Source organism: Kitasatospora sp. NPDC056800 (assembly GCF_042789775.1).
Taxonomy (GTDB): Bacteria; Actinomycetota; Actinomycetes; order Streptomycetales; family Streptomycetaceae; genus Kitasatospora.
The window spans coordinates 1-21347 of record NZ_JBHUAL010000172.1; the positions used below are offsets into that span (position 1 = coordinate 1).

The 21347-nt window shown below is 73.2% G+C and carries 21 protein-coding genes; 13 read left to right on the forward strand and 8 right to left on the reverse strand.

Translation table 11 applies throughout. From position 1 onward, the window contains the following. Positions 1-62 precede the first annotated feature (62 nt). The 3 genes from ACFRQN_RS30120 to ACFRQN_RS30130 all read right to left on the reverse strand — a co-directional run bounded on the left by ACFRQN_RS30120 (position 63) and on the right by ACFRQN_RS30130 (position 3658). Positions 63-1001: a hypothetical protein gene (locus ACFRQN_RS30120; protein WP_049656499.1), complete on the reverse strand. Its 939-nt coding sequence runs from the start codon at positions 999-1001 to the stop codon at positions 63-65. Between the two features lie 290 nt (positions 1002-1291). Beyond that, complete coding sequence (locus ACFRQN_RS30125) at positions 1292-2512, reverse strand: acetyl-CoA C-acetyltransferase (protein WP_117489325.1); 1221 nt, start codon at positions 2510-2512, stop codon at positions 1292-1294. A gap of 63 nt (positions 2513-2575) precedes the next feature. Next, entirely contained in the window at positions 2576-3658 is a 1083-nt protein-coding gene (locus ACFRQN_RS30130) for an SGNH/GDSL hydrolase family protein (protein WP_380743402.1), read from the reverse strand. A gap of 228 nt (positions 3659-3886) precedes the next feature. On the opposite strand from ACFRQN_RS30130, the gene ACFRQN_RS30135 reads away from it, so the two are divergent. The 5 genes from ACFRQN_RS30135 to ACFRQN_RS30155 all read left to right on the forward strand — a co-directional run bounded on the left by ACFRQN_RS30135 (position 3887) and on the right by ACFRQN_RS30155 (position 9063). After that, positions 3887-5287 carry a cystathionine beta-synthase gene (locus ACFRQN_RS30135; RefSeq protein ID WP_049656493.1) on the forward strand — a complete coding sequence of 467 codons (1401 nt, stop codon included), beginning with the start codon at positions 3887-3889 and terminating at the stop codon, positions 5285-5287. Between the two features lie 513 nt (positions 5288-5800). After that, complete coding sequence (locus ACFRQN_RS30140) at positions 5801-6139, forward strand: hypothetical protein (RefSeq protein WP_063780291.1); 339 nt, start codon at positions 5801-5803, stop codon at positions 6137-6139. 202 nt (positions 6140-6341) lie between these two features. Further along, the gene (locus tag ACFRQN_RS30145; RefSeq protein ID WP_049656491.1) at positions 6342-7622 is read left to right on the forward strand and encodes an Ig-like domain-containing protein; all 1281 of its coding nucleotides are present in this window, start codon (positions 6342-6344) and stop codon (positions 7620-7622) included. A gap of 107 nt (positions 7623-7729) precedes the next feature. After that, a complete protein-coding gene (locus ACFRQN_RS30150) occupies positions 7730-8281 on the forward strand; it encodes a SigE family RNA polymerase sigma factor (protein WP_074001306.1) in 552 nt (183 codons plus the stop codon). Next, positions 8278-9063, forward strand: coding sequence for a hypothetical protein (locus ACFRQN_RS30155; RefSeq protein ID WP_074001307.1), 786 nt, complete (start codon positions 8278-8280; stop codon positions 9061-9063). The genes ACFRQN_RS30150 and ACFRQN_RS30155 overlap by 4 nt, the downstream gene beginning before the upstream one ends. Positions 9064-9109: 46 nt before the next feature. On the opposite strand, the gene ACFRQN_RS30160 is transcribed toward ACFRQN_RS30155, so the two are convergent. Together ACFRQN_RS30160 and msrA are read right to left on the reverse strand one after the other, a co-directional pair. Next, positions 9110-9472: a cupin domain-containing protein gene (locus ACFRQN_RS30160; protein ID WP_049654704.1), complete on the reverse strand. Its 363-nt coding sequence runs from the start codon at positions 9470-9472 to the stop codon at positions 9110-9112. A 169-nt stretch (positions 9473-9641) separates the two neighbouring features. Then, positions 9642-10307, reverse strand: coding sequence for a peptide-methionine (S)-S-oxide reductase MsrA (msrA, locus tag ACFRQN_RS30165; RefSeq protein ID WP_049654705.1), 666 nt, complete (start codon positions 10305-10307; stop codon positions 9642-9644). A gap of 277 nt (positions 10308-10584) precedes the next feature. Here msrA and ACFRQN_RS30170 point away from each other — a divergent pair, with 277 nt between their 5' ends. Continuing rightward, a complete protein-coding gene (locus ACFRQN_RS30170) occupies positions 10585-11739 on the forward strand; it encodes a cystathionine gamma-synthase (protein WP_049654707.1) in 1155 nt (384 codons plus the stop codon). Positions 11740-11763: 24 nt separating this feature from the next. Here ACFRQN_RS30170 and ACFRQN_RS30175 read toward each other — a convergent pair whose 3' ends face one another. Then, positions 11764-12249, reverse strand: a complete 486-nt coding sequence (locus ACFRQN_RS30175; RefSeq protein WP_380743404.1) for a MarR family winged helix-turn-helix transcriptional regulator — start codon at positions 12247-12249, stop codon at positions 11764-11766. Positions 12250-12371: 122 nt separating this feature from the next. On the opposite strand from ACFRQN_RS30175, the gene ilvA reads away from it, so the two are divergent. The 3 genes from ilvA to ACFRQN_RS30190 all read left to right on the forward strand — a co-directional run bounded on the left by ilvA (position 12372) and on the right by ACFRQN_RS30190 (position 15666). After that, positions 12372-13586, forward strand: coding sequence for a threonine ammonia-lyase (gene ilvA, locus ACFRQN_RS30180; protein ID WP_074001308.1), 1215 nt, complete (start codon positions 12372-12374; stop codon positions 13584-13586). Between the two features lie 153 nt (positions 13587-13739). Further along, on the forward strand, positions 13740-14807 hold the full coding sequence (locus ACFRQN_RS30185; protein WP_079271856.1) for an ATP-binding cassette domain-containing protein: 1068 nt from the start codon (positions 13740-13742) through the stop codon (positions 14805-14807). Between the two features lies 1 nt (position 14808). Next, positions 14809-15666 carry an ABC transporter permease gene (locus ACFRQN_RS30190; protein WP_049654712.1) on the forward strand — a complete coding sequence of 286 codons (858 nt, stop codon included), beginning with the start codon at positions 14809-14811 and terminating at the stop codon, positions 15664-15666. A 162-nt stretch (positions 15667-15828) separates the two neighbouring features. Here the strand turns inward: ACFRQN_RS30190 and greA are convergent, their stop codons facing one another. Together greA and ACFRQN_RS30200 are read right to left on the reverse strand one after the other, a co-directional pair. Further along, the gene (greA, locus tag ACFRQN_RS30195; protein WP_049654713.1) at positions 15829-16329 is read right to left on the reverse strand and encodes a transcription elongation factor GreA; all 501 of its coding nucleotides are present in this window, start codon (positions 16327-16329) and stop codon (positions 15829-15831) included. A gap of 406 nt (positions 16330-16735) precedes the next feature. After that, positions 16736-17149, reverse strand: coding sequence for a DUF4307 domain-containing protein (locus tag ACFRQN_RS30200; RefSeq protein WP_049654714.1), 414 nt, complete (start codon positions 17147-17149; stop codon positions 16736-16738). 244 nt (positions 17150-17393) lie between these two features. Here ACFRQN_RS30200 and mca point away from each other — a divergent pair, with 244 nt between their 5' ends. From mca to ACFRQN_RS30220, 4 genes are all read left to right on the forward strand, one after another. Next, positions 17394-18299 (forward strand): mycothiol conjugate amidase Mca, encoded by a 906-nt coding sequence (gene mca, locus ACFRQN_RS30205; RefSeq protein ID WP_049654715.1) that lies wholly within the window; start codon positions 17394-17396, stop codon positions 18297-18299. Positions 18300-18348: 49 nt separating this feature from the next. Further along, positions 18349-18540: a hypothetical protein gene (locus ACFRQN_RS30210; protein WP_049654716.1), complete on the forward strand. Its 192-nt coding sequence runs from the start codon at positions 18349-18351 to the stop codon at positions 18538-18540. Positions 18541-18728: 188 nt separating this feature from the next. After that, complete coding sequence (locus ACFRQN_RS30215) at positions 18729-20075, forward strand: sensor histidine kinase (protein WP_380743406.1); 1347 nt, start codon at positions 18729-18731, stop codon at positions 20073-20075. A gap of 316 nt (positions 20076-20391) precedes the next feature. Then, the gene (locus ACFRQN_RS30220; RefSeq protein ID WP_380743408.1) at positions 20392-21309 is read left to right on the forward strand and encodes an ArsR/SmtB family transcription factor; all 918 of its coding nucleotides are present in this window, start codon (positions 20392-20394) and stop codon (positions 21307-21309) included. Positions 21310-21347 lie beyond the last annotated feature (38 nt).

Sequence of the window (21347 nt, forward strand, 5' to 3'; positions counted from 1 at the left end):
GGCCGGGTCGGTAACCCCGTGACCCGGCCGGCCTTCGGCGCGCTGCTGCTGGTGAGCCGGTGTCAGATGCTGGCGACCACCCGGTCGGCCAGCACGTAGACGGCCTCCTCGTCGGTGGAGAAGGTCAGCGAGTACGAGCCGGAGAAGCGCGAGCCGCCGAGCAGTCGGACGTGCTCACCGGCGCGGACCGCGTCGATCAGCCGGTAGGCGGCCTCCCGGTCGCCCGGGGCCACGCAGAGGGTGGTGCCGTCGGCGAAGGCGTACACGTCCAGGGTGCCCAGCGGGCCCGGGCGGACGTCGACCAGGGCGACGGCCTCCTCGGCGAGGGCGGCCAGCCGGCTGTCCGTCCACTCCCGGGACGGCGCTTGGCTGGGCACGAAGTCGGGGTGCGAGGGGTGGCGGCGCGGGTCGGGCGCGGCGACCGGGGCCTCCTCGACGGCCTGGTCGGCGTCCAGCAGCCCGGCCTCCAGGCCGGTGGCCAGCAGGTCGGCCTCGCGGCGGGCCCGGGCGTCCTTGGTCTCGCCGGCCGGGTGGCCGGGGCGCAGCGGCACGCCGCCCTCGCCGCCGGGCTCGGCCGGGGCGGAGCCGCCCTCGTTGATCAGGTCCTCCAGCGCGGAGCGCAGCGCCTCGCCGAACTCCGGGTCCATCGTCCCGGCGTTGTCGACGGCGTCCTGCGGGCCGGTGGGGCGGGGGAAGAAGAGCGGCCACTCCTCGGTGCCGGAGAAGGTGCCGGAGAACGGGGAGTCGAACAGCGGCGCGTCCTCGGCCGCGCGGGCCTCCTGCTCGGCCCAGAACGCCCGGGCCTCCGTGATCTCCCGCTCGCGGTCGGCGGCGAGCGCCTCGGTGACGGCCCGGCGTATCGCGGCCTCGTCCACGGGTGCGGGCGCGGACGGGGCCGCGGCCCGTGCGTCCAGCCGGCGGGAGAGCCCGCGGAGGTGGAGCAGCACGGCGGTCGACACGGCGATCAGGATCAGCAGCAGGATGGTGTAGACGGCGCTCACGGAACGTACTCCTAGCGAGGAGCGGAACGGGGTTACGTGTCCACACTGCCGCATGCGGGGCTGTTACCGCAGGGGCGAATGTCCAATTCATCCCGGACTTTCGCTCTTGTCCCCAAATTGTTAGGTAACACCGTTCTACGCAGTGGAGTTGATCCGCTCCGCAGTGTCGATTTCCGGGTCGAAAACGAACGAAATGAGGGCCGGATCGACCTCTCGGTGTGATCCGGCCCTCAATTACGCTGCGTCACTCCAAATGGGTGGTCCAGACCCTTCGGAGGGCGCCCGGAGGGTCAGCTGAGGCGCTCGACGACCATCGCCATGCCCTGGCCGCCGCCGACGCACATGGTCTCCAGGCCGAACTGCTTGTCGTGCCACTGCAGGGAGTTGATCAGCGTGGTGGTGATCCGGGCGCCGGTCATGCCGAAGGGGTGGCCGACCGCGATCGCGCCACCGTTGACGTTCAGCCGGTCCAGGTCGACGCCGAGGTCACGGTAGGACGGGATCACCTGGGCGGCGAAGGCCTCGTTGATCTCGACCAGGTCGATGTCACCGATGGTCAGGCCGGCCCGCTTGAGCGCCTGCTTGGAGGCCTCGACCGGGCCGTAGCCCATGATCTCGGGGGAGAGCGCGCTGACACCGGTGGAGACCACCCGGGCGAGCGGGGTGATGCCCAGCTCGCGGGCCTTGGTGTCGGACATGATCACCAGCGCGGCCGCGCCGTCGTTCAGCGGGCAGCAGTTACCCGCGGTCACGGTGCCGTCGGGGCGGAACACCGGCTTCAGGCCGGCCACGCCCTCCAGGGTGACGCCGGCGCGCGGGCCGTCGTCCGTGCTGACCACGGTGCCGTCCGGGAGCGTCACCGGGGTGATCTCGCGCTCCCAGAAGCCGGCCTTGATGGCGGCCTCGGCGAGGTTCTGCGAGCGGACGCCGAACTCGTCCTGCTCGGCGCGGGTGATGCCCTTGAGCGCGGCCAGGTTCTCGGCGGTCTGGCCCATCGCGATGTAGGCGTCCGGCACCAGGCCGTCCTCGCGCGGGTCGTGCCACTCGCCGCCACCTTCTTCGGCGCGCTTCTTCGTACGGGCCTGGGCCTCGTCGAAGACCGGGTTCATGGTGCCCGGCAGGCCGTCCGAGGTGCCGTTGACGCTGCGCGAGACGGTCTCCACGCCGGCCGAGACGAAGACGTCGCCCTCGCCCGCCCTGATCGCGTGCAGCGCCATCCGCGTGGTCTGGAGCGAGGAGGAGCAGTAGCGGGTGATGGTGGCGCCCGGCAGGTAGTCCATGCCCATCTGGACGGCCACGATGCGGGCCAGGTTGTGGCCCTGCTCGCCGCCGGGCAGGCCGCAGCCCAGCATCAGGTCGTCGATCTCGCGCGGGTCGAGCTGCGGGACCTTGGCCAGGGCGGCCTGGATGACGTGGGCGGTCAGGTCGTCCGGGCGGACGTCCTTGAGCGAGCCCTTGAAGGCCCGGCCGATCGGCGAACGGGTGGCGCTGACGATGACGGCTTCGGGCATGGCGGGCTCCTCGCTGGGTGACGGCGGACCTGACGTCCGGGAGGAAAGTTACCGCCTGGTAGATCAGGCGTCACCCGCCCCAGCGTGTGAGCTGGCCGACGTATTCCCGGGGCCCCCGTCGGGGGTCGTACCAGCCTCCTTCCCGCTCTCCGGGCCGGGCAGACCGATCCGCAGCCGGTGCCTCAACTGGGCCCAGCGGCGGCCCGTGCCCTCCGCCGGTACGGCCGCCACCTCGGTGCCCTCCCGACCGGCCGCCGTGGCGGCCGCGACCGCGACCGGCAGCACCGCGCCGCCCGGGACGGCCGTGGCAGGACGCTCCTCCTCCGGCCAGAGCCCGAGCGCGGCGCAGACCGAGGGCAGCACGGCCATCGCGGCGGTCGCGTAGCCCTGGGCGGAGGGGTGGTAGCGGTCGGCGGCGAACATCTCCGGGCGGGCGGCGAACTCCGGGCCCAGCAGTGAGCCCAGCGAGACCGTCCGGCCGCCCGCCTCCACCACCGCGATGGTCTGCGCGGCGGCCAGCTGCCGGCTCAGCCGGCGGGCCACCCAGCGCAGCGGCGGCCGCACCGGCTTGATCGTCCCGAGGTCCGGGCAGGTGCCCACGACCACCTCGCAGCCGTTGGCGCGCAGGGCGGCGACGGCCTCGCCGAGCTGGCGGACGGCCAGCTGGGCCGGGCTGTGCCGGGTCACGTCGTTGGCGCCGACCATGACCACGGCGACGTCCGGGTGGTGCGGCAGGGCCTGCTCCAGCTGGCCGGAGAGGTCGGCGGAGCGGCCGCCGGAGCGGGCCACATTGACCAGCCGGACCGGGCGCTCGGCCACCGAGGCGAGGCCCGCGGCCAGCAGCGCGCCCGGGGTCTCGCCGGCCCGGGCCACGCCGAGGCCGGCGCCGGTGGAGTCGCCGAGGACGGCCAGCACGAGCGGGGCCTGCGGGTCGGCGGCGCGGTCGGCGAAGGCCTCCCCGTAGACGCCGTCCGCCTTGGGCGGGACGGTCTCCAGGACGCCGATGGCCTGGATGGCGAGTCTGCTCTCGGTCACCAGCAGGCCGACGACGCCCACCCCGAGCAGGCCGAGGCCGCCGCCGCCGTACGCCGCCGCGGTGGCGATCCGGCGGGCCACCCGGGCCCGCGAGTCCCGTGCCCCTGGCATCCGGTGCCCCCTTCACGTGCTCTCCTGCCGGCCCCTCCGGGGCCACGGCCATGCCTGCACAGCGCTCTTACCCGTGCGGAGGGCGGGAGTACCGGGGGTGCCGCTGGGGGTGGGCCATTGGGGGAGGGGTGCAGGAGGGGAGCCGCGGGGCGGGTGCCACGCCCTACGCTTTGCAGTACCGAACTCCGCAGTACCGAAATCGCATGCCCACAGACCGGGAGGATCCCCGTGCGGTACCACAACTCGATCATCGACCTCGTCGGCAACACGCCGCTGGTCAAGCTGAACAAGGTCACCGAGGGCATCAGCGCGACAGTGCTGGCCAAGGTCGAGTACTTCAACCCCGGCGGCTCGGTCAAGGACCGCATCGCGATGCGCATGATCGAGGCCGCCGAGGCCTCGGGCGCCCTCAAGCCGGGCGGCACCATCGTCGAGCCGACCTCCGGCAACACCGGTGTCGGCCTGGCGATCGTGGCCCAGCAGAAGGGCTACAAGTGCATCTTCGTCTGTCCTGACAAGGTCTCCACCGACAAGATCAACACCCTGCGCGCGTACGGCGCCGAGGTGGTCGTCTGTCCGACCGCCGTCGCCCCGGAGCACCCGGACTCCTACTACAACGTCTCCGACCGCCTGGTCCGGGAGACCCCGAACGCCTGGAAGCCGGACCAGTACTCCAACCCGGACAACCCGGCCTCGCACTACCACTCCACCGGCCCGGAGCTGTGGGAGCAGACCGACGGGAAGATCACCCACTTCGTGGCGGGCGTCGGCACCGGCGGCACCATCTCCGGCACCGGCAACTACCTGAAGGAGGCCTCCGGCGGCAAGGTCAAGGTGATCGGCGCCGACCCGGAGGGCTCGGTCTACTCGGGCGGCACCGGCCGGCCGTACCTGGTCGAGGGCGTCGGTGAGGACTTCTGGCCGACCGCCTACGACCGCGGTGTCGCGGACGAGATCGTCGCGGTCTCCGACAAGGACTCGTTCCAGATGACCCGCCGCCTGGCCAAGGAGGAGGGCCTGCTGGTCGGCGGCTCCTGCGGCATGGCCGTGGTGGCCGCGCTGGAGGTCGCCAAGAAGCTCGGCCCGGACGACGTCGTCGTGGTGCTGCTGCCGGACGGCGGCCGCGGCTACCTGTCGAAGATCTTCAACGACGACTGGATGGCCGACTACGGCTTCCTGCCCTCGGCCACCGACGAGGCGCACATCGGCGAGGTGCTGGCCCGCAAGGAGTCCCTCGCGCAGGGCGGCGTCCCGCAGTTCGTCCACATGCACCCCAACGAGACGGTCGCCGAGGCGGTCCGGGTGCTGCGCGAGTACGGCGTCTCGCAGATGCCGGTGGTCTCCCCGGGCGCCGGCCACCCGGACATCATGGCTGGCGAGGTGATCGGCTCGGTGGTGGAGAAGCTGCTGCTGGAGGGCATCTTCGCCAAGGACATCGAGCTCACCGACACGCTGGACAAGGTGATGTCCAAGCCGCTGCCGGTGGTCGGCTCGGGCGAGACCGTCACCAACCTGATGACCGTGCTGGAGAAGGCCGACGCGGCCGTCGTGCTGGTGGAGGGCAAGCCGCAGGGCATCGTCACCCGCCAGGACCTGCTGGGCTTCCTGACCGGCCGCGCCCAGCACTGACCCGGCGTCACCACCGCCCCCCGCGGATGGATGCGGAGGATTCGTCCACGGGGGAAGTGGTACACCGGCGTCACCTGTCCGCAGCACGTGGTTAACACGGCTCGGGCATCGTGGTGGTCAACGGCAGGACGCCGAGTGAGGCGACGGCAACCGTCCGGGAGCGGCTCCCCGGCGACCGCGGTCGGCTCCGGACACATCGGGTGGCCCTGACCCGGCCGCTGTGTCCTCCCGCCGCGGGAGGCGCCGTCGTCCCGCCCCTGACCGGCCCCGGCCGGTCGACAGGGTGCGGCGACTCCCGCGGCAGTACCGCGCCGCACGGCGCGTGTCCCGCGGCTCCCGGGTGGGGGAGCCCAGGCGGGGAACGGTGGGGCCGGTCCTTCTCCGAGGGGCCGGCCCCTTCCGTTCGCGCCGTCGCACGTTCCGTTCGCGCCGTTCACGCCGGGCGCGCGGGGTGCACTCCGAGCGGCCGCCCGTGCGCCGCGCCGGGCGCGCCCGTCCCGTACGCTCGCACGCATGACCAGCACTGAAACGACCGACCAGGATGCCCCGCGCTACGTCCGGGTGAAGATCGAGCTCATCGCGGAGATCACCGACGAGGGCGCGCTCAAGGCGGCCGCCCTGGAGGCCGTCACCGCCGACGAGTACCTCGACGACGAGGAGCGCGCCCAGTCCGTCGAGGCCATCGAGGTGGACCCGTCGGGTTCGCTCGCCCACTTCATCGACCCCGTCGCGCTGCTCGGCGACGTGCCCGGCGTGGAGCTCGCCTCGGCGACCTGGGAGTCGGCGCAGACCGAGTTCGACCCGGACGACGAGGAGTGGGACGAGTACGCGGTGGAAGGCTCCGCCGAGTAGGGCGGGGAACCGTCGGGTGACGGTCCTCACCGTCACCGCCCGTGAACGCCCGGTCCGCTCCGCGGGCCGGGCGTTTTGTCCCTGTTCGTCGGGAAGTTGGGTCATCTCATACGATCGCTTACCCTTCGGTGATGGAACCGTGAACGGGCGTATTGCGTTTCTGTATCCGTAATGCCCGGGATGATCAGCAGGGAGACGCGACGTGACGGCACGGGACGGTCAGGGACGGGCGGCCGGAAGCAGCTGGAGCCGACGCGGGGTCCTCGCGGGCCTGATCGGAGCGCCCGTCCTGCTGCTGACCGCCTGCAACGACAACAGCGCCAACAGCGCCAGCGGCGGTAGCGGCGGCTCCGGCGGCGCGAACGGCACCCCGGCCTCCGGCGGCACGGGCAGCAGCGCCCCCAAGACCTCGGCCGCGGTCATCACCGTCACCCCGGCCGACGGCGCCGCCTCCGCGAGCTTCAGCGAGCCGGTCAAGGTCGCCGTCGCCAACGGCACCCTGACCAGCGTCAAGGTCACCGACACCGCCGGCAAGGAGCTGGCCGGCCAGCTCTCCGCCGACGGCACCGGCTGGACCTCGGCCGCCGCCCCCGCCAGCGGCACCAAGTACACCGTCGCCGCCGTCGCCCTCGACAAGGACAAGCTGGAGGCGGACTCCAACGCCGTCTTCACCACGGCGACCCCGGCCAACACCTTCGTCGGCTACTTCACCCCCGAGGACGGCTCGACGGTCGGCGTCGGCATGCCGGTCTCGATCAACTTCAGCAAGCCGGTCACCGACCGCAAGGCCGTCCAGCAGGCGATCACCGTGATAGCCGAGCCGGGCGTCGAGATCGTCGGCCACTGGTTCTCCAGCACCCGCCTCGACTTCCGGCCGCAGGAGTACTGGGCCAAGGGCACCAAGGTCACCCTCAAGCTCCGGCTCAAGGACGTCGAGGGCGCCAAGGGCGTGTACGGCACCCAGTCCAAGGACGTGAGCTTCACCATCGGCCGGGCCCAGACCAGCGTCGCCGACCTCGCCGCCAAGAAGCTCACCGTCACCACCGACGGCCAGGTCAGCGCGGTCTACAAGATCTCCGGCGGCTCGCCCGAGCACATGACCTGGGGCGGCAAGATGGTGATCTCCGAGCAGTACACCCAGACCCGGATGAACTCGCAGACCGTCAACCTGGGCAGCGAGTACGACATCGCGGACGTGCCGCACGCCCAGCGCCTCAGCACCTCGGGCACCTTCATCCACGGCAACTACTGGTCCTCGCCGTCGATCTTCGGCGGCCAGAACACCAGCCACGGCTGCATCGGCCTCCGGGACACCAAGGGCGCCCAGGACAGCGGTACGGACGGCTTCAAGTTCTACAAGTCCTCGATGGTCGGCGACGTGGTCGAGGTCGTGAACTCCGGCGACAAGACGGTCGCCCCGGACAACGGCCTGAACGGCTGGAACATGGGCTGGGCCGCCTGGAAGGCCGGCAGCGCCGTCTGACCCGGCCCCGCACCCCGACCGGCCGGACCCCGGTCGGAAGACCCACCGGTCGGAAAAACTCCCCGGGCGGACCGAACCTCGCGGTCCGCCCGAGGAGTAGGACGGGTGTGAAACGCGAGCAGAGACAGCGGCAGGACGACGAGTTCAGCGAGTTCGTCGCCGGGAGCGGTCGGCAACTGCTGCGGCTGGCCGAGCTGTTGACCGGCGACCCGGACCGGGCCAAGGACATCGTGCAGTCGGCGCTGGAGCGCGCCTACCTGCACTGGCACCGGATCACCGGGGACGACCCCACCGCGTACGTCCGCCGGATCGTGGTCAACCAGCACCGCGACTGGTGGCGCCGACTGCGCAACCACGAGCTGCCCGTCGAGCACACCCCCGACCGGCCGCTCTCCGACGACCTCGCCGAGCGGCAGGCCGAACGCGCCCTGCTGCACCAGGCGCTGGGCACCCTCACCCGCCGGGAGCGGACGGTCGTCGTGCTGCGGTACTACGGGGACCTCAGCGAGGCCGCCGTCGCGGCCGAACTGGGCATCGCCCAGGGCACGGTGAAGAGCACGCTGCACCGGGCCATGTCGAAGCTGCGCGCACTGCCCGAACTCGCCGACCGTTCCGGCGTGCCGGCGAGTCCCACGACGCACATCGAGGTGACGGTATGAGCTTCGAACACCGGCTCGGCGAACTGCTCAAGGACCAGGACCCGTACGCGACCGGGCCGGACCCGGTGCCGATCATCGCCGCCGCCCGACGGCGCCGGGCCAGGCGTAGAGCCGGGACCGCCGCGGCCGCGGTCGCGGTGGCGCTGGTCTGCGGGGCGACGGCGGTGACGGCCGGCAGCGCCCGGCACGTCGGGCAGGTCGCGGGCGAGGCGGGGGCGGCGTTCAGCCCCGTCGCCGTCCCGAGCCCCACGCCCACCGCCACGCCGAGCCCCACGGCCACCGCCACGCCGCTGCCGCTCTCGCCGGTACGGCAGGTCGGCCCGGGGCAGCGCATCGAGATGGCGGCCGGCGCCCGGATGTGGGTCAGCCCGTTCGAGAAGTGCGACAACTACCAGCCGGACGGCTCCGACTCCGGCACGGACTGCCGGGACGTGCGCAGCGACAACCTGGAGCACGACAGACCCGCCCTCTACGCCCAGTCGCACGGCGACCGCGACCGCTTCATCGTCGCGAGCTTCTACCTGGGCCCGGTCGCCCCGGCGAGGATCGTCGCGTTCACGGGGGGCAGGGCGACCGTCGCCACCCTGGTCAGCACCGTCGGAATGCAGCGGTGGATCGGCTACTACGTGGTGCTGCCGCCGCTGCCGGAGGCGGATCCGGCCGCCCACCGGCGTCCGGTGAGCCCGGCGATCGCGGCGTACGACTCCGAGGGCAGGCTCCTGGCGGAGCTGCCGGGCACCACCGCCGACGGCGCCGACGAGCGGGCCCCGCAGCAGCTGTGACCCGGTCCGCCCGCAGCTCTGCTCACAGCTCTGCTCACAGCTCCGCTCACCGCTTCGCGTAGTCCGCGAAGCCCTGCCAGTCGACGATCACGCAGGGCTCGTCACCGACGGTCCAGGCGTCGTGCCCGGGCGGGCAGAGCATGAAGTCGCCGGGGCCCACTTCGGCCTCCTGGCCGCCGTCCATGACGATCCTCATCCGGCCGGAGAGCACGTACCCGGCGTGGGCGGCCTGGCAGCTCTCGGTCCCGGCGATCGGCTTCACGTGCTTGGACCACTGCCAACCCGGCTCGAACACGGCCCGGCCCACCGGGCCGCCGTCCAGGTTGACCAGCCGCAGTTCCCCCGTGCCCTCCTCGAAGGGGCGGACTTCCTCGGGATCGTCGAAGTTCCGCTGGTAGAGACCGGACATGGCGCACTCCTCTCCCGCGAGGACCGCCCGGCCGCCAGTGGGTGGCCGGGCCGGCCCTGCTGGCCCTTCCAGTCTGCGCCCGGATCGGGGATCGGTCACGTTGGGTGGTCGATCCCGGGGCGGGGCCGGGCGGGCCGGGGCGGTCCGAGGGGCGCCCCGGGGCCGGAGGTCAGTCCCGGGTGCGGGCCACGCCGATCGGGCAGGAGGCGCCGGTACCGCCGAGACCGCAGTAGCCGTTGGGGTTCTTGGCCTCCGACAGGTACTGCTGGTGGTACGGCTCGGCCGGGAAGAACGGGCCGGCCGGGGCGATCTCGGTGGTGACCGGGCCGTAACCGAGCGCGGTCAGCGAGGGCTGGAAGGCGTCCCGGGTGGCCACCGCGGCCTCGGCCTGGGCGGGGGAGTGGGTGTAGACGGCGGAGCGGTACTGGGTGCCCACGTCGTTGCCCTGGCGGTTGCCCTGGGTCGGGTCGTGCGCCTCCCAGAAGGTCTTCAGCAGCCGCTCGTACGGGATCACCGCCGGGTCGTACACCACCCGGACCGCCTCGGTGTGCCCGGTCAGCCCGCTGCACACCTCCTCGTACGTCGGGTTCGGGGTGTGGCCGCCCTGGTAGCCGACCAGCGTCGTCCAGACGCCGGGCAGCCGCCAGAAGGCGCGCTCGGCGCCCCAGAAGCAGCCCAGCCCGAAGTCGGCCACCTCCAGCCCCTCCGGGTACGGGCCGGACAGCGGGTGCCCGAGCACGGTGTGCGGCTCGGTCAGGGTGAAGGCCGGGGTGGGCCGGCCGGGCAGCGCCTGGTCGGCGGGGACCAGCGAGGTCTTGTGGCGGTTGAACAGCACGGCCTGCTCCAGCGGGTCGGGAAACCTGGCGCAGTGTCCAACGCGGACGGCCGCCCCCGGATTCCGGGAGCGGCCGTCCGTTCCGCGCGGGGGCCGGGAAGGCCCGCCGCGCGGTTTTCGCATGGTGAACACGTGTGCGAGAGGTGGAGGTCGCGGCGGCCCCGGGGGTTCGGCGCACCGGGGTTCCGGCCCGCCGTGCCCCCGCTCCGACCTGCGGGTTCGTCCCGGTTCCCGGTTCGTGCGGGCTTGGCGGCATTCGCACACTAGGCTCGGACCCATGACCGAGCACCAGCTTCCTCAGGGCTTCGAGACTCTCGCCATCCACGCGGGTCAGGAAGCAGACCCCCAGACCGGGGCTGTCGTCACGCCGATCTACCAGGTGTCCACCTACAAGCAGGACGGGGTGGGCGGCCTGCGGGGCGGCTACGAGTACAGCCGCAGCGCCAACCCGACCCGCACCGCGCTGGAGGAGTGCCTCGCGGCACTGGAGGGCGGCGCCCGCGGCCTCGCCTTCGCCTCCGGCCTGGCCGCCGAGGACACCCTGCTGCGGACCATCCTCAAGCCGGGCGACCACATCGTCATCCCCAACGACGCCTACGGCGGCACCTTCCGGCTGTTCGCCAAGGTGCTGACCCGCTGGGGCGTCGAGTTCTCCGTCGCCAACACCCAGGACCTGGCCACCGTCCGCGAGGCGCTGCGCCCCAACACCCGCGCGGTGTGGGTGGAGACCCCGTCCAACCCGCTGCTGGGCATCACCGACCTCACCGCGCTCGCCGAGATCGCGCACGGCGCCGGCGCGCTGCTGGTGGTCGACAACACCTTCGCCAGCCCGTACCTCCAGCAGCCGATCGCGCTCGGCGCGGACGCGGTCGTGCACTCCACCACCAAGTACATGGGCGGCCACTCGGACGTGGTCGGCGGTGCGCTGGTGCTGGCCGAGGCGGGCCTCGGCGAGGAGGTCGCGTACCACCAGAACGCGATGGGTGCCGTCTCCGGCCCGTTCGACGCCTGGCTGGTGCTGCGCGGCATCAAGACGCTGGGTGTCCGGATGGACCGGCACAGCGCCAACGCGGAGAAGGTCGCCGAGCTGCTGGCGAGCCACCCGAAGGTCAGCCAGGTGCTCTACCCGGGCCTGCCCGAGCACCCCGGCCACGACATCGCGGCCAAGCAGATGAAGGCCTTCGGCGGCATGGTCTCGTTCCGGGTCGCCGGCGGCGAGGAGGCGGCCGTCGAGGTCTGCAACCGCGCGCAGCTGTTCACCCTCGGCGAGTCGCTCGGCGGCGTCGAGTCGCTGATCGAGCACCCGGGCCGGATGACCCACGCCTCGGTGGCCGGTTCGGCGCTGGAGGTGCCGTCCGACCTGGTGCGCGTCTCGGTCGGCATCGAGTCGATCGACGACCTGCTGGCCGACCTCAAGCAGGCGCTGGGCTAAGCAGGTTGAGGGGCCTGGGGCCCCTCACTGCCCCTGCTGGTCCGCCGCGTACGACTCCATCGCGAGGTTGAAGCGGGCCAGCAGGGCGCAGAACGCGCGCTGTTCCTCCGGCGGCCAGCCGGCCACCAGGCGGCGGGTCAACTCGGCCCGGCCGTCCCGGACTTCGGTGAGCCGGCCGACGCCGTGCGAGGTCAGCGCGAGCCGTACGGCACGGCGGTCGGCCGGGTCCTGCACCCGGCCGACCAGCCCGGCCGCGACCAGCGGGGCGACCTGGCGGGTCACCGTGGAGGAGTCCACGCCCAGCGCCTCGGCCAGCGCCTTGACGTTGGCCGGCCCGTGCCGCTCCAGCCGGTCGAGCAGCAGGTAGGCGGCCCGGTCCAGCACCCCGACCCCGCCGCCGCCGGAGGTCCGGACCTGTTCCATTCGGCGCGCGAACACCGCGAGCTGGTACTGGAGTTGGGTGTGCACGGGGTCGGTGCGGTCGGTGGCCTGGGGCGAGGTCGTCGTCATCGCGGCTCACGATCGTCGTGCGGTGAGAGAGACTCAGAAGCAGCAGCGTACGCGGGCCGGGCGGGCCCGGGAACAGGCCCGGCATGCCGGATTGCCTCTCCCCGTCCCCGTACCCTGGCGCCATGCACACCTGGCCGATCACCCTCGACGACGTCCGCGGCGCCCAGAAGATGCTCGCCGGGGTCGCCCGGGTGACCCCGATGGAGGGCAGCCGGCACCTCTCCGGGCTGATCGGCGCGCCGGTCCACCTGAAGTGCGAGAACCTCCAGCGCACCGGGTCCTTCAAGCTGCGCGGGGCGTACGTGCGGATCGCGGGACTCTCGCCGGTGCAGCGGGCCGGCGGGGTGGTGGCGGCGAGCGCGGGGAACCACGCCCAGGGGGTGGCGCTGGCGGCCGCGCTGCTGGGCGTGCGCTCCACGGTGTTCATGCCGGTCGCGGCGCCGCTGCCGAAGGTCGCGGCCACCCGGGAGTACGGCGCCGAGGTGCGGCTGCACGGGGCCACCGTGGACGAGGCCCTGCAGGCCGCGCAGCGGTACGCGGAGGCGACCGGCGCGGTGTTCATCCACCCCTTCGACCACTGGGACGTGGTCACCGGCCAGGCGACCGTCGGGCTGGAGATCCTGGAGCAGTGCCCGGAGGTGCGGACCATCCTGGTCGGGGTGGGCGGCGGCGGGCTGCTGGCCGGGATCGCGGCGGCGGTCAAGCCGCTGCGGCCGGACGTGCGGGTGGTCGGGGTGCAGGCGGCCGGCGCCGCCGCGTACCCGCCCTCGCTGGCGGCGGGGCGCCCGGTGTCGCTGGAGCACTTCGCCACCATGGCGGACGGGATCATGGTCGGGCGCCCCGGCGACATCCCGTTCGAGGTGGTCAACACGCTGGCGGACGGCGTCCGGACGGTCTCCGAGGACGCGCTGTCGCGGGCGCTGCTGCTCGGGCTGGAGCGGCTGAAGCTGGTGGTCGAGCCGGCCGGGGCGGCCCCGATCGCGGCGCTGCTGGAGCAGCCGGACTCCTTCGAGGGGCCGGTGGTGGCGGTGCTGTCCGGCGGCAACATCGACCCGCAGCTGATGCAGCGGGTGCTGCGGCACGGGCTGGCGGCGGCCGGGCGCTACCTGTCGCTGCGGGTGCGGCTGGCGGACAAGCCGGGCGCGCTGGCCGACCTGTTGGGCGTGCTGACCAGGGTGGACGCCAACGTGCTGGACGTGGCGCACGTGCGGACCGACCCGCGGCTGGGGCTGACCGAGGTCGAGGTGGACCTGCACCTGGAGACCAAGGGGCCGGAGCACTGCGCGCTGGTGGTCGGGGAGCTGCGGGACGCGGGGTACGTGGTGGTCGCCGGCTGAGCTCCCACCCTTGACGCGATATATCGCGTGCTGGGAGACTCGCGATACATCGCGTTCGAGTCCCACGGGCCGAGAATCGAGTCGCCTGTGTGCCCAAATTCGGGGCAAAGTGGGACAGATCGCCCCATACGTCCGAGGAGATGAGGCAAGGCCATGGCGCCAGCCATCCAAGCCGAGAACCTGGTGAAGACCTTCGGCGACGTACGAGCCCTGGACGGCGTCAGCCTCGACGTCCCCGAGGGAACGGTGCTCGGGCTGCTCGGCCCGAACGGCGCCGGGAAGACCACCACCGTGCGGGTCCTCACCACCCTGCTCCGCCCCGACTCCGGCCGCGCGGTGGTCGCCGGGGTCGACGTGCTCAAGCACCCCAACCAGGTCCGCAGCCTGATCGGCCTGTCCGGCCAGTACGCGGCGGTCGACGAGTACCTGACCGGCTTCGAGAACCTCACCATGGTCGGCGAGCTGTACCAGATGAGCAACCGCGCCGCGAAGGCCCGCGCGCTGGAGCTGCTGGAGTGGTTCAGCCTCACCGAGGCCAAGGACCGCACCGCCAAGACCTACTCCGGCGGCATGCGCCGACGCCTGGACCTCGCCGCCGCGCTGGTCGTCCGCCCGCCGGTGATGTTCCTGGACGAGCCGACCACCGGCCTCGACCCGCGCAACCGGCTCGCGCTCTGGGAGGTCATCGAGACGCTGGTCGAGCAGGGCACCACGCTGCTGCTCACCACCCAGTACCTGGAGGAGGCCGACCGGCTCGCCCACGACATCGCGGTGGTCAACCACGGCCGGGTGATCGCCCGCGGCACCGCCGACCAGCTCAAGGCGCAGATCGGCGGCGAGCGGATCGTGGTCGTGGTGCACGAGCCGGGCCTGGTCGGCGACGCGGTCGCCGCGCTGTCCCGCTACGCGCTGAGCGAGCCGACGGTGGAGAAGAACACCCGCCGGATCACCGTACCGGTCAGCGGAGGCGCCCGGGTGCTCGCCGACGCGATCCGCGAACTCGACTCCCGCGGGATCGAGATGGACGACATCGGGCTGCGCCGCCCGACCCTGGACGACGTCTTCCTCACCCTCACCGGCCACGTCGCCGAGGAGCGGCCCGAGGAGGAGGACGGCGCCGACGCCAAGGCGCGCGGCCGGGGCAGGGGGAAGGGCGGCCCGGACGGCCCGGGCGGCCCGGGGCCGGACAAGCGGGCCGTCGCGGCCGGGAAGGAGAGCTGAGATGACCACCGCCACCGAGCACGCCATCGGACCGGCGATACCCAGGCAGCGCCGGGGGATCGCCGCCTCCCTGCACGACTCCTGGGTGGTCGCCAAGCGCAACCTGCGCCGGATGACCCGCATCCCGGAGATCGTGGTCTTCGGGCTGATGCAGCCGGTCATGTTCGTGCTGCTGTTCTCGTACGTGATGGGCGGGGCGATCAAGATCCCCGGCACCGACTCCAGCTCGGACACGTACATCCAGTACCTGATGGCCGGAATCTTCGCCCAGACCGTCACCTTCGCCGTCGCCGGCGCCTCGGCGGGCATCGCGGAGGACATGAGCAAGGGGCTGGTGGACCGGTTCCGCTCGCTGCCGATGGCCCGCTCCGCGGTGCTCGTCGGCCGCACCCTCGCGGACCTGTGCCAGACCGCGTTCACCCTGGTCGTGCTGGCGGTGGTCGCGCTGCTGGTCGGCTGGCGGATCCACGAGGGCGTGCTCAAGGCGCTCGGTGCCTTCGGCCTGCTGCTCCTGCTCGGCTACGCCTTCTCCTGGATCGGCGCGCTGATCGGCCTGTCGGTGCGCAGCCCCGAGGCGGCCACCTCGGCCGGGCTGATCTGGCTGTTCCCGCTGACCTTCGTGTCCAACGCCTTCGTGCCGGTCACCTCGATGCCGGGCTGGCTCCAGGGGATCGCGTACTGGAACCCGTTCAGCGCCACCGTGCAGGCCTGCCGGGTGCTGTTCGGCAACCAGGTCGGGCCGGTGGACAGCGCCTGGCCGATGCAGCACGCGGCGCTGGTGTCGGTGCTGTGGTCGATCGTGATCACCGCGGTGTTCTCCTGGCTGGCGGTGCGCAAGTACCGCTCCTCCACCGCCTGACCGGGCCCCGGGGCTGACCGGGCCTCTGGGTTGATCGGGCCCCGGAGCTGATCGGGTCCTCGGGCTGATCGGGGCCCGTGCCCGGCCCCGCCCGGAACGCCGGAGGGCGGCCGCGGAAGTCCCTGACTCCCGCGGCCGCCCCCGTGTCGTGGCGCGGCCGGATCAGCCGGCGTGCGGCACGACCTTGACGATCTTCACCATGGCCGGCTTGCCGTTCGGCAGCTCGTAGGTGGCCTCGTCACCGATCCGCTTGCCGTCGATCGCGCGGCCCAGCGGGGACTGCGGCGAGTAGACGTCCAGCTCGTCCGAGCCCGCGACCTCGCGGGAGGCGAGCAGGAACTCCATGAGGTCGTCCTCGTCGCCGTCGAAGGCGACCGTGACGACCATGCCCGGGGCCACCATGCCCGAGTCGGCCGGCGCCTCGCCGACCTTGGCGCGCTCCAGCAGCTGGGTGAGCTGACGGATCCGCAGCTCGTACTTGCCCTGCTCCTCCTTCGCCGCGTGGTAGCCGGCGTTCTCCTTGAGGTCCCCCTCCTCGCGCGCCGCCTCGATCTTCTGGGCGATCTCGATGCGCCAGGGCCCGGTCAGGTGGTCCAGCTCGGCCTTGAGCTGGTCGTAGCCGGCCTGAGTGAGCCAGGTCACGTTCTCACTGGTCTGGGTCACGGGTGCTCCTCGTAGGTGCTGGGGCTGTGCTGAGGGTGTGAGTCGTCAGCAGGGGTCGGTGGTGATATCGGTCTCAACTACAAAGCAACGCCCGCTCCCGTACCATCCGGTGCGGAAGGGGCGAAACCACGAGCCTAACAAGTCCTGCTGACAAGCGGGAGGGGCGTTTGCGCGCCATTGACGGCGGCGTTACGCCGAGGTGTACAGCAACCGGGTGCGGGACCCTCTACGGATGCCCGTTCTCCGGATCGAATATGCGCGCCGCCCCGGTCGGGGTGCGCTGTCCGGCCCGGGCGCGCCGCCCGCCCGGGGCGCGTTGCGCGCTCGGGGTGCGCTGTTCGATCGGGCTGCGCCACCCGGCGCGGGTGCGCTACTCGGCGGGGGCGCGCTACTTGGCGGGGGTGCGCTACTTGGCGGGGGTGCAGCCCAGCAGCTCGGCGGTGGTGCCGCGCGAGGTGGTGCGCAGGGTGACCACCGCGTCGTAGCTGGAGCCGGCCGCCGGGACGGGGAAGTCGGCCACCCCGACCACCCCGTGGTCGTCGCCCTGCGAGCGGACCGTGCAGCTGCCGGCCTGCCCGCTGCTCTTGCGCACGGTGAGGTGCAGCTGGACCTCGGAGTCGGAGAGCACCTCGAAGGTCGGCACCGAGCCGTTGATCTTCGACTCGCGCAGCATGTAGGAGCCGCCCAGCCAGGCGATCAGGCCCAGGCCCAGCACGCCGCAGACCGCGCCGATCACCTTCAGGCGGCGGTCCGAGTCGCGGTCGCCGCCACGGCCGTAGCGCCCCTCGGGCGGTGCGGTGGCGGTGGTGTCTGCACTCATCGGACTCCGTCCTCTCCTGGGGGAGGGGCCGCCCGGGGTGGTGCGGGGGAATGCGACGCTCCTCCAGTCCGTCACTATAGGAGGGGCACGCCCGCGGCCGGTCCGGCGGGGGCAGGGCTCGGCCGCGCCGGCGACGATCCGCGGCCCGGCCCCGCGGCGACGCGGTCCCGGAGTGAGCGGTTCGTACGGTGGGCAGACCCGGACTTCGCGGAACGCCCGACAAGTGTGGAAGGAACGCAAGGCGTTGACTGAGCAGTTGCGACTGATGGCGGTGCACGCCCACCCGGACGACGAGTCCAGCAAGGGCGCGGCCACCATGGCCATGTACGTCGAGCAGGGCGTGGACGTGCTGGTGGCCACCTGCACGGGGGGCGAGCGCGGGTCGGTCCTCAACCCCAAGCTCCAGGGGGACCCGTACATCGAGGAGAACATCCACGAGGTGCGCCGCAAGGAGATGGACGAGGCGCGGGCGATCCTCGGCGTCGACCAGGCCTGGCTGGGCTTCGTCGACTCCGGGCTGCCCGAGGGGGACCCGCTGCCCCCGCTGCCCGAGGGCTGCTTCGCCCTCCAGGACGTCGAGGCGGCGGCGGAGCCGCTGGTCCGGCTGATCCGCGAGTTCAAGCCGCAGGTCATCACGACCTACGACGAGAACGGCGGCTACCCGCACCCGGACCACATCATGACCCACAAGATCACCATGCTGGCCTTCGACGCCGCGGGTGACCCGGACGCCTACCCGGAGGCCGGCGAGCCCTGGCAGCCGCTGAAGCTGTACTACAACCACGGCTTCCCGATGGGCCGCATCCGGGCCCTGCACGAGTACCTCACTGAGCACGGCCACGAGTCGCCGTACGGCGAGTGGATCGAGGGCTGGGAGAAGAGCGGCCGCAAGGAGCGCGAGATCACCACCCGGGTCCGCTGCGGCGACTGGTTCGAGACCCGCGACCGCGCGCTGATCGCCCACGCGACCCAGATCGACCCGGACGGCCCGTGGTTCCGCGTCCCGCTGGAGGTCCAGCGCGAGGTCTGGCCCACCGAGGACTACGAGCTCGCCCGTACCCTGGTCGACGTCGACCTGCCGGAGGACGACCTGTTCGCCGGCCTGCGCACCCCCACACTGGCGGCCGAGGCCGCCGACACGCGCGACTGAACCACCCCCCGATGGCCCGGCTCCCCGTGAGCCGGGCCACCATAGAGATATGAGCGCCTCCGTGAACCTCGTCAATCTCGCCGCTGACCTCGCCGTCGACGACGCCAAGGTCACCCCCGGCCTCCTCGGCTTCGTCGTCTTCGCCGCCCTCGGCGTCGCGACGTGGTTCCTGGCCAAGTCGATGAACCGGCAGTTCAAGAAGGTCGACTTCGTCGAGGAGCCGGAGGGCCCGAAGGAGTGAGCCGTCGGCCGGTCCCCCGTGGGGGCCGGCCTTCTCCGGAACCGGCTGGGGCCCGTCTTCGGTGAGAGCCGTCCGCGGGCCCGCCTTCGGTGAAGCGTCCGCGGGCCCGCCTTCGGTGAAGCGTCCGCGGGGTCGGTCTTCGGCGAAGCCGTCCTGGCGGGCCGTCAGGCTTCGTAGGATCCCGAGCCATGACGTGGTCGTGGCACACCGTGGTGCGCAGGGCGGGGTACGGAACGGCGGCGGCGGGGGTGCTGGCGGCCGCGCTGGCCGGGTCGGGGGACCCGGGGCCGCTGATCGTCGGCTCCGGCGCGGTGGCGGTGGTGGCCGGGCTGTTCCCGGTGCTCTGGGCCCCGGGGCGGGTCGGCGCGGTGGGCCCCTCGGTGCTGGCCGCCTGCGCGGTGTCGCTGCTGGTGACGGCCGGCTACCGGGGGCCGGCGTCCGGCGGCATCGAGTTGTGGTGGCTGCTGGAGGCCGTCGCGCTGCTCGCACCGGTCGTCCCCGCGGTGCGCAGGCTGTCCCCGGCCGCCGCCTTCGGCCACGGCACGCTGCTGGTGGCGGCGGTGGCGCTGCTGCCGCTGCGGATCGCCCTCTGGGCCGAGCCGCCGGCCCCGCCCGTGGTGACCGTCAAACTCTGCCTGGGCTCGGCCCTGCTGGCCTGCGTGGTGGTCGGGGTCGGCCGCTACCTGCGCTCGATGGACAGCCGCGCGCGGGCGGCGGTGGTGGCCGAACGGCGGGCGCAGCGCCTGGACCTGGCCCGAGACCTGCACGACTTCGCCGCGCACGACGTCACCGGGGTGGTGGTGCTGGCCCAGGCCGCGCAGGTGCTGGCCCAGAAGGACCCGGGGCGGGTGGTCGAGCTGCTGGCGGGGATCGAGGCGGCCGGTCGGCAGGCACTGGTCACCATGGACCGGACCGTCCAGGTCTTCACGGCGGACGACGCCGATCCGGAGCCGCGCGGGTCCGGGGCGGTCGCGACGGCCGACCGGGGCGCGGGGCGGGCGGCGGCGGGGGGAGCCGGTGCGCGCAGTCTGCGCCGTGACCTGAGCGAACTGCCCGCGCTGGCCGAGCGGTTCACCCGCAGCGGCTCCGCGCGGGTGCGGCTGGAGGCCCCCGCGGAGGCCGAACTGGCGGCGGTGCCGGCGGCGATCAGCGGGCTCGGTTACCGGCTGGTGGTGGAGGCGCTGACGAACGTCCGACGGCACGCGCCCGGGGCCCGGGAGGTGGCGATCGAGGTCGGCCCGGACCGGTGCGGCGGGCGGCCGGCGTTGCGCGTCACGGTCACCGACGACGGGGTGCCGGACGGGGTCGGGGGCTCCGGCGGTGCAGACGGCGGCGTGGGTGGCACGGGCGGCGCGGGCGGTGTCGGCGTCGGGCTCGGCGGGGCCGAGCGGGAGGGCGGCGGCTTCGGCCTCGCGGGCCTGCGGGAGCGGGTGGAGGCGGCCGGCGGCGAGCTGGCGGTCGGGCCGGGGCCGGAGGGCGGCTGGCGGGTCGACGCGGTGCTGCCGACGGAGGGTGTGGCGGGCCTCGGGGGCTGACCGGGCGGGGTGGTTCCGTCGGGGGCCGTCCGGAGGGCTGATTCGAGCCCGCTGACGGGTCCATCCAGGCCATTCGGCACATCCGGAGGCGCCGATTTCGGCGTTCTCGACGATCAAATGGGCCGATCGGCCGATGGCGACGCGCCTCGCGGGCGGGCAAGGATGTCGGTGCGGCGATCAGGGTGCGGGGTTCCCCTGGGCCGTCCCGATGCATGAACCCCGATCGGGGGATCAGTCTGTGATTCGCATTGCGATGTCCGCCGAGGATCTGGCTCGTGTACGAATTGCTGGAAATGTCGACCAGGAGATGGAGGCGGTGCTGGCACTGGAGGCGTGGCGGAGCGGCGGGGAATTCTTCCGCCCCTGGCAGCGGGCCGTCCGCGGGCAATTGGCGCGGCAGCCCGTGCTGGCCGAGCGGCTGCGGCGCCTTTCGGGAGCCAACGGTGGTTTCCGGGACGTACTGCGGGTGTGGGCGAATGGCCGGATCGTGTCGTCCGGTCGCGGCGCCGAATCGGTGGTCCAGCGGGCCGACGTCGCGGCGGCGGTCCGCGAGTTCCACCGGGTGGCGCTGCAGCCCTGCTGGGCGGACGTCCGGTCCCGGCTGGAGGCGGAGCGGGACGCCCGCCGCCAGATCGCCGGCCGCGGCGGGGTGGACGCGCTGCTCGGCACGCTGCACCCGCGGATCCGCTGGACCGCCCCGGTGCTGGAGATCCCCGCCGAGCGGGACGTCGAACTCACCCTCGACGGGCGGGGGTTGCGGCTGGCCCCGTCGCTCTTCCTGCAGGGCGCCGGGGTGGTGCTCCGGCCCCGGCACGGGGAGCCCGAGGAGGCTCCGACGCTGCTCTTCGCGATGCGTCCCGACCGGATCGGCCTCCCCGTGCCGGTGGGGGCGCGGGAGGCGGCGGAGAGCGCGGGCCGGGGCGGGGAGGAGTCGCTGGCCGCCCTGGTCGGCCGGACCAGGGCCGCGGCCCTGCAGGCCCTGCTGGACGGCTGTACCACCGGCGAGTTGGCGGGGCGGCTCGGAGTGACGGCCTCGGCGGTCAGCCAGCACACCGCCGTGCTGAGGGCGTCCGGGCTGATCGACACCCGGCGCTGCGGCAACGGCGTGCTGCACACCGTCACCCCGCTGGGTCGGGCACTGCTGCGCGGCGAGGCCCCGTCGGGCGGGGAGGGGCGGCCCCTCGGCGGCGCGGCCCCGCGGTGGATCGGGGACCGTCGGCGGGCGCTGCGATGAGCGGCCGGTGCGGCCGGCGGCGGCTGAGCGGGCGGGCC

Coding starts and splice junctions, on each gene's coding strand:
- ACFRQN_RS30160 (WP_049654704.1), bottom strand. CDS start 9,472: ATGTCCGGTCTCTACCAGCGGAACTTCGACGATCCCGAGGAAGTCCGC.
- ACFRQN_RS30140 (WP_063780291.1), top strand. CDS start 5,801: ATGACCAGCACTGAAACGACCGACCAGGATGCCCCGCGCTACGTCCGG.
- ACFRQN_RS30190 (WP_049654712.1), top strand. CDS start 14,809: ATGACCACCGCCACCGAGCACGCCATCGGACCGGCGATACCCAGGCAG.
- ACFRQN_RS30130 (WP_380743402.1), bottom strand. CDS start 3,658: ATGCCAGGGGCACGGGACTCGCGGGCCCGGGTGGCCCGCCGGATCGCC.
- ACFRQN_RS30210 (WP_049654716.1), top strand. CDS start 18,349: ATGAGCGCCTCCGTGAACCTCGTCAATCTCGCCGCTGACCTCGCCGTC.
- ilvA (WP_074001308.1), top strand. CDS start 12,372: ATGCACACCTGGCCGATCACCCTCGACGACGTCCGCGGCGCCCAGAAG.
- ACFRQN_RS30215 (WP_380743406.1), top strand. CDS start 18,729: ATGACGTGGTCGTGGCACACCGTGGTGCGCAGGGCGGGGTACGGAACG.
- ACFRQN_RS30200 (WP_049654714.1), bottom strand. CDS start 17,149: ATGAGTGCAGACACCACCGCCACCGCACCGCCCGAGGGGCGCTACGGC.
- ACFRQN_RS30175 (WP_380743404.1), bottom strand. CDS start 12,249: ATGACGACGACCTCGCCCCAGGCCACCGACCGCACCGACCCCGTGCAC.
- ACFRQN_RS30125 (WP_117489325.1), bottom strand. CDS start 2,512: ATGCCCGAAGCCGTCATCGTCAGCGCCACCCGTTCGCCGATCGGCCGG.
- ACFRQN_RS30170 (WP_049654707.1), top strand. CDS start 10,585: ATGACCGAGCACCAGCTTCCTCAGGGCTTCGAGACTCTCGCCATCCAC.
- ACFRQN_RS30155 (WP_074001307.1), top strand. CDS start 8,278: ATGAGCTTCGAACACCGGCTCGGCGAACTGCTCAAGGACCAGGACCCG.
- ACFRQN_RS30185 (WP_079271856.1), top strand. CDS start 13,740: ATGGCGCCAGCCATCCAAGCCGAGAACCTGGTGAAGACCTTCGGCGAC.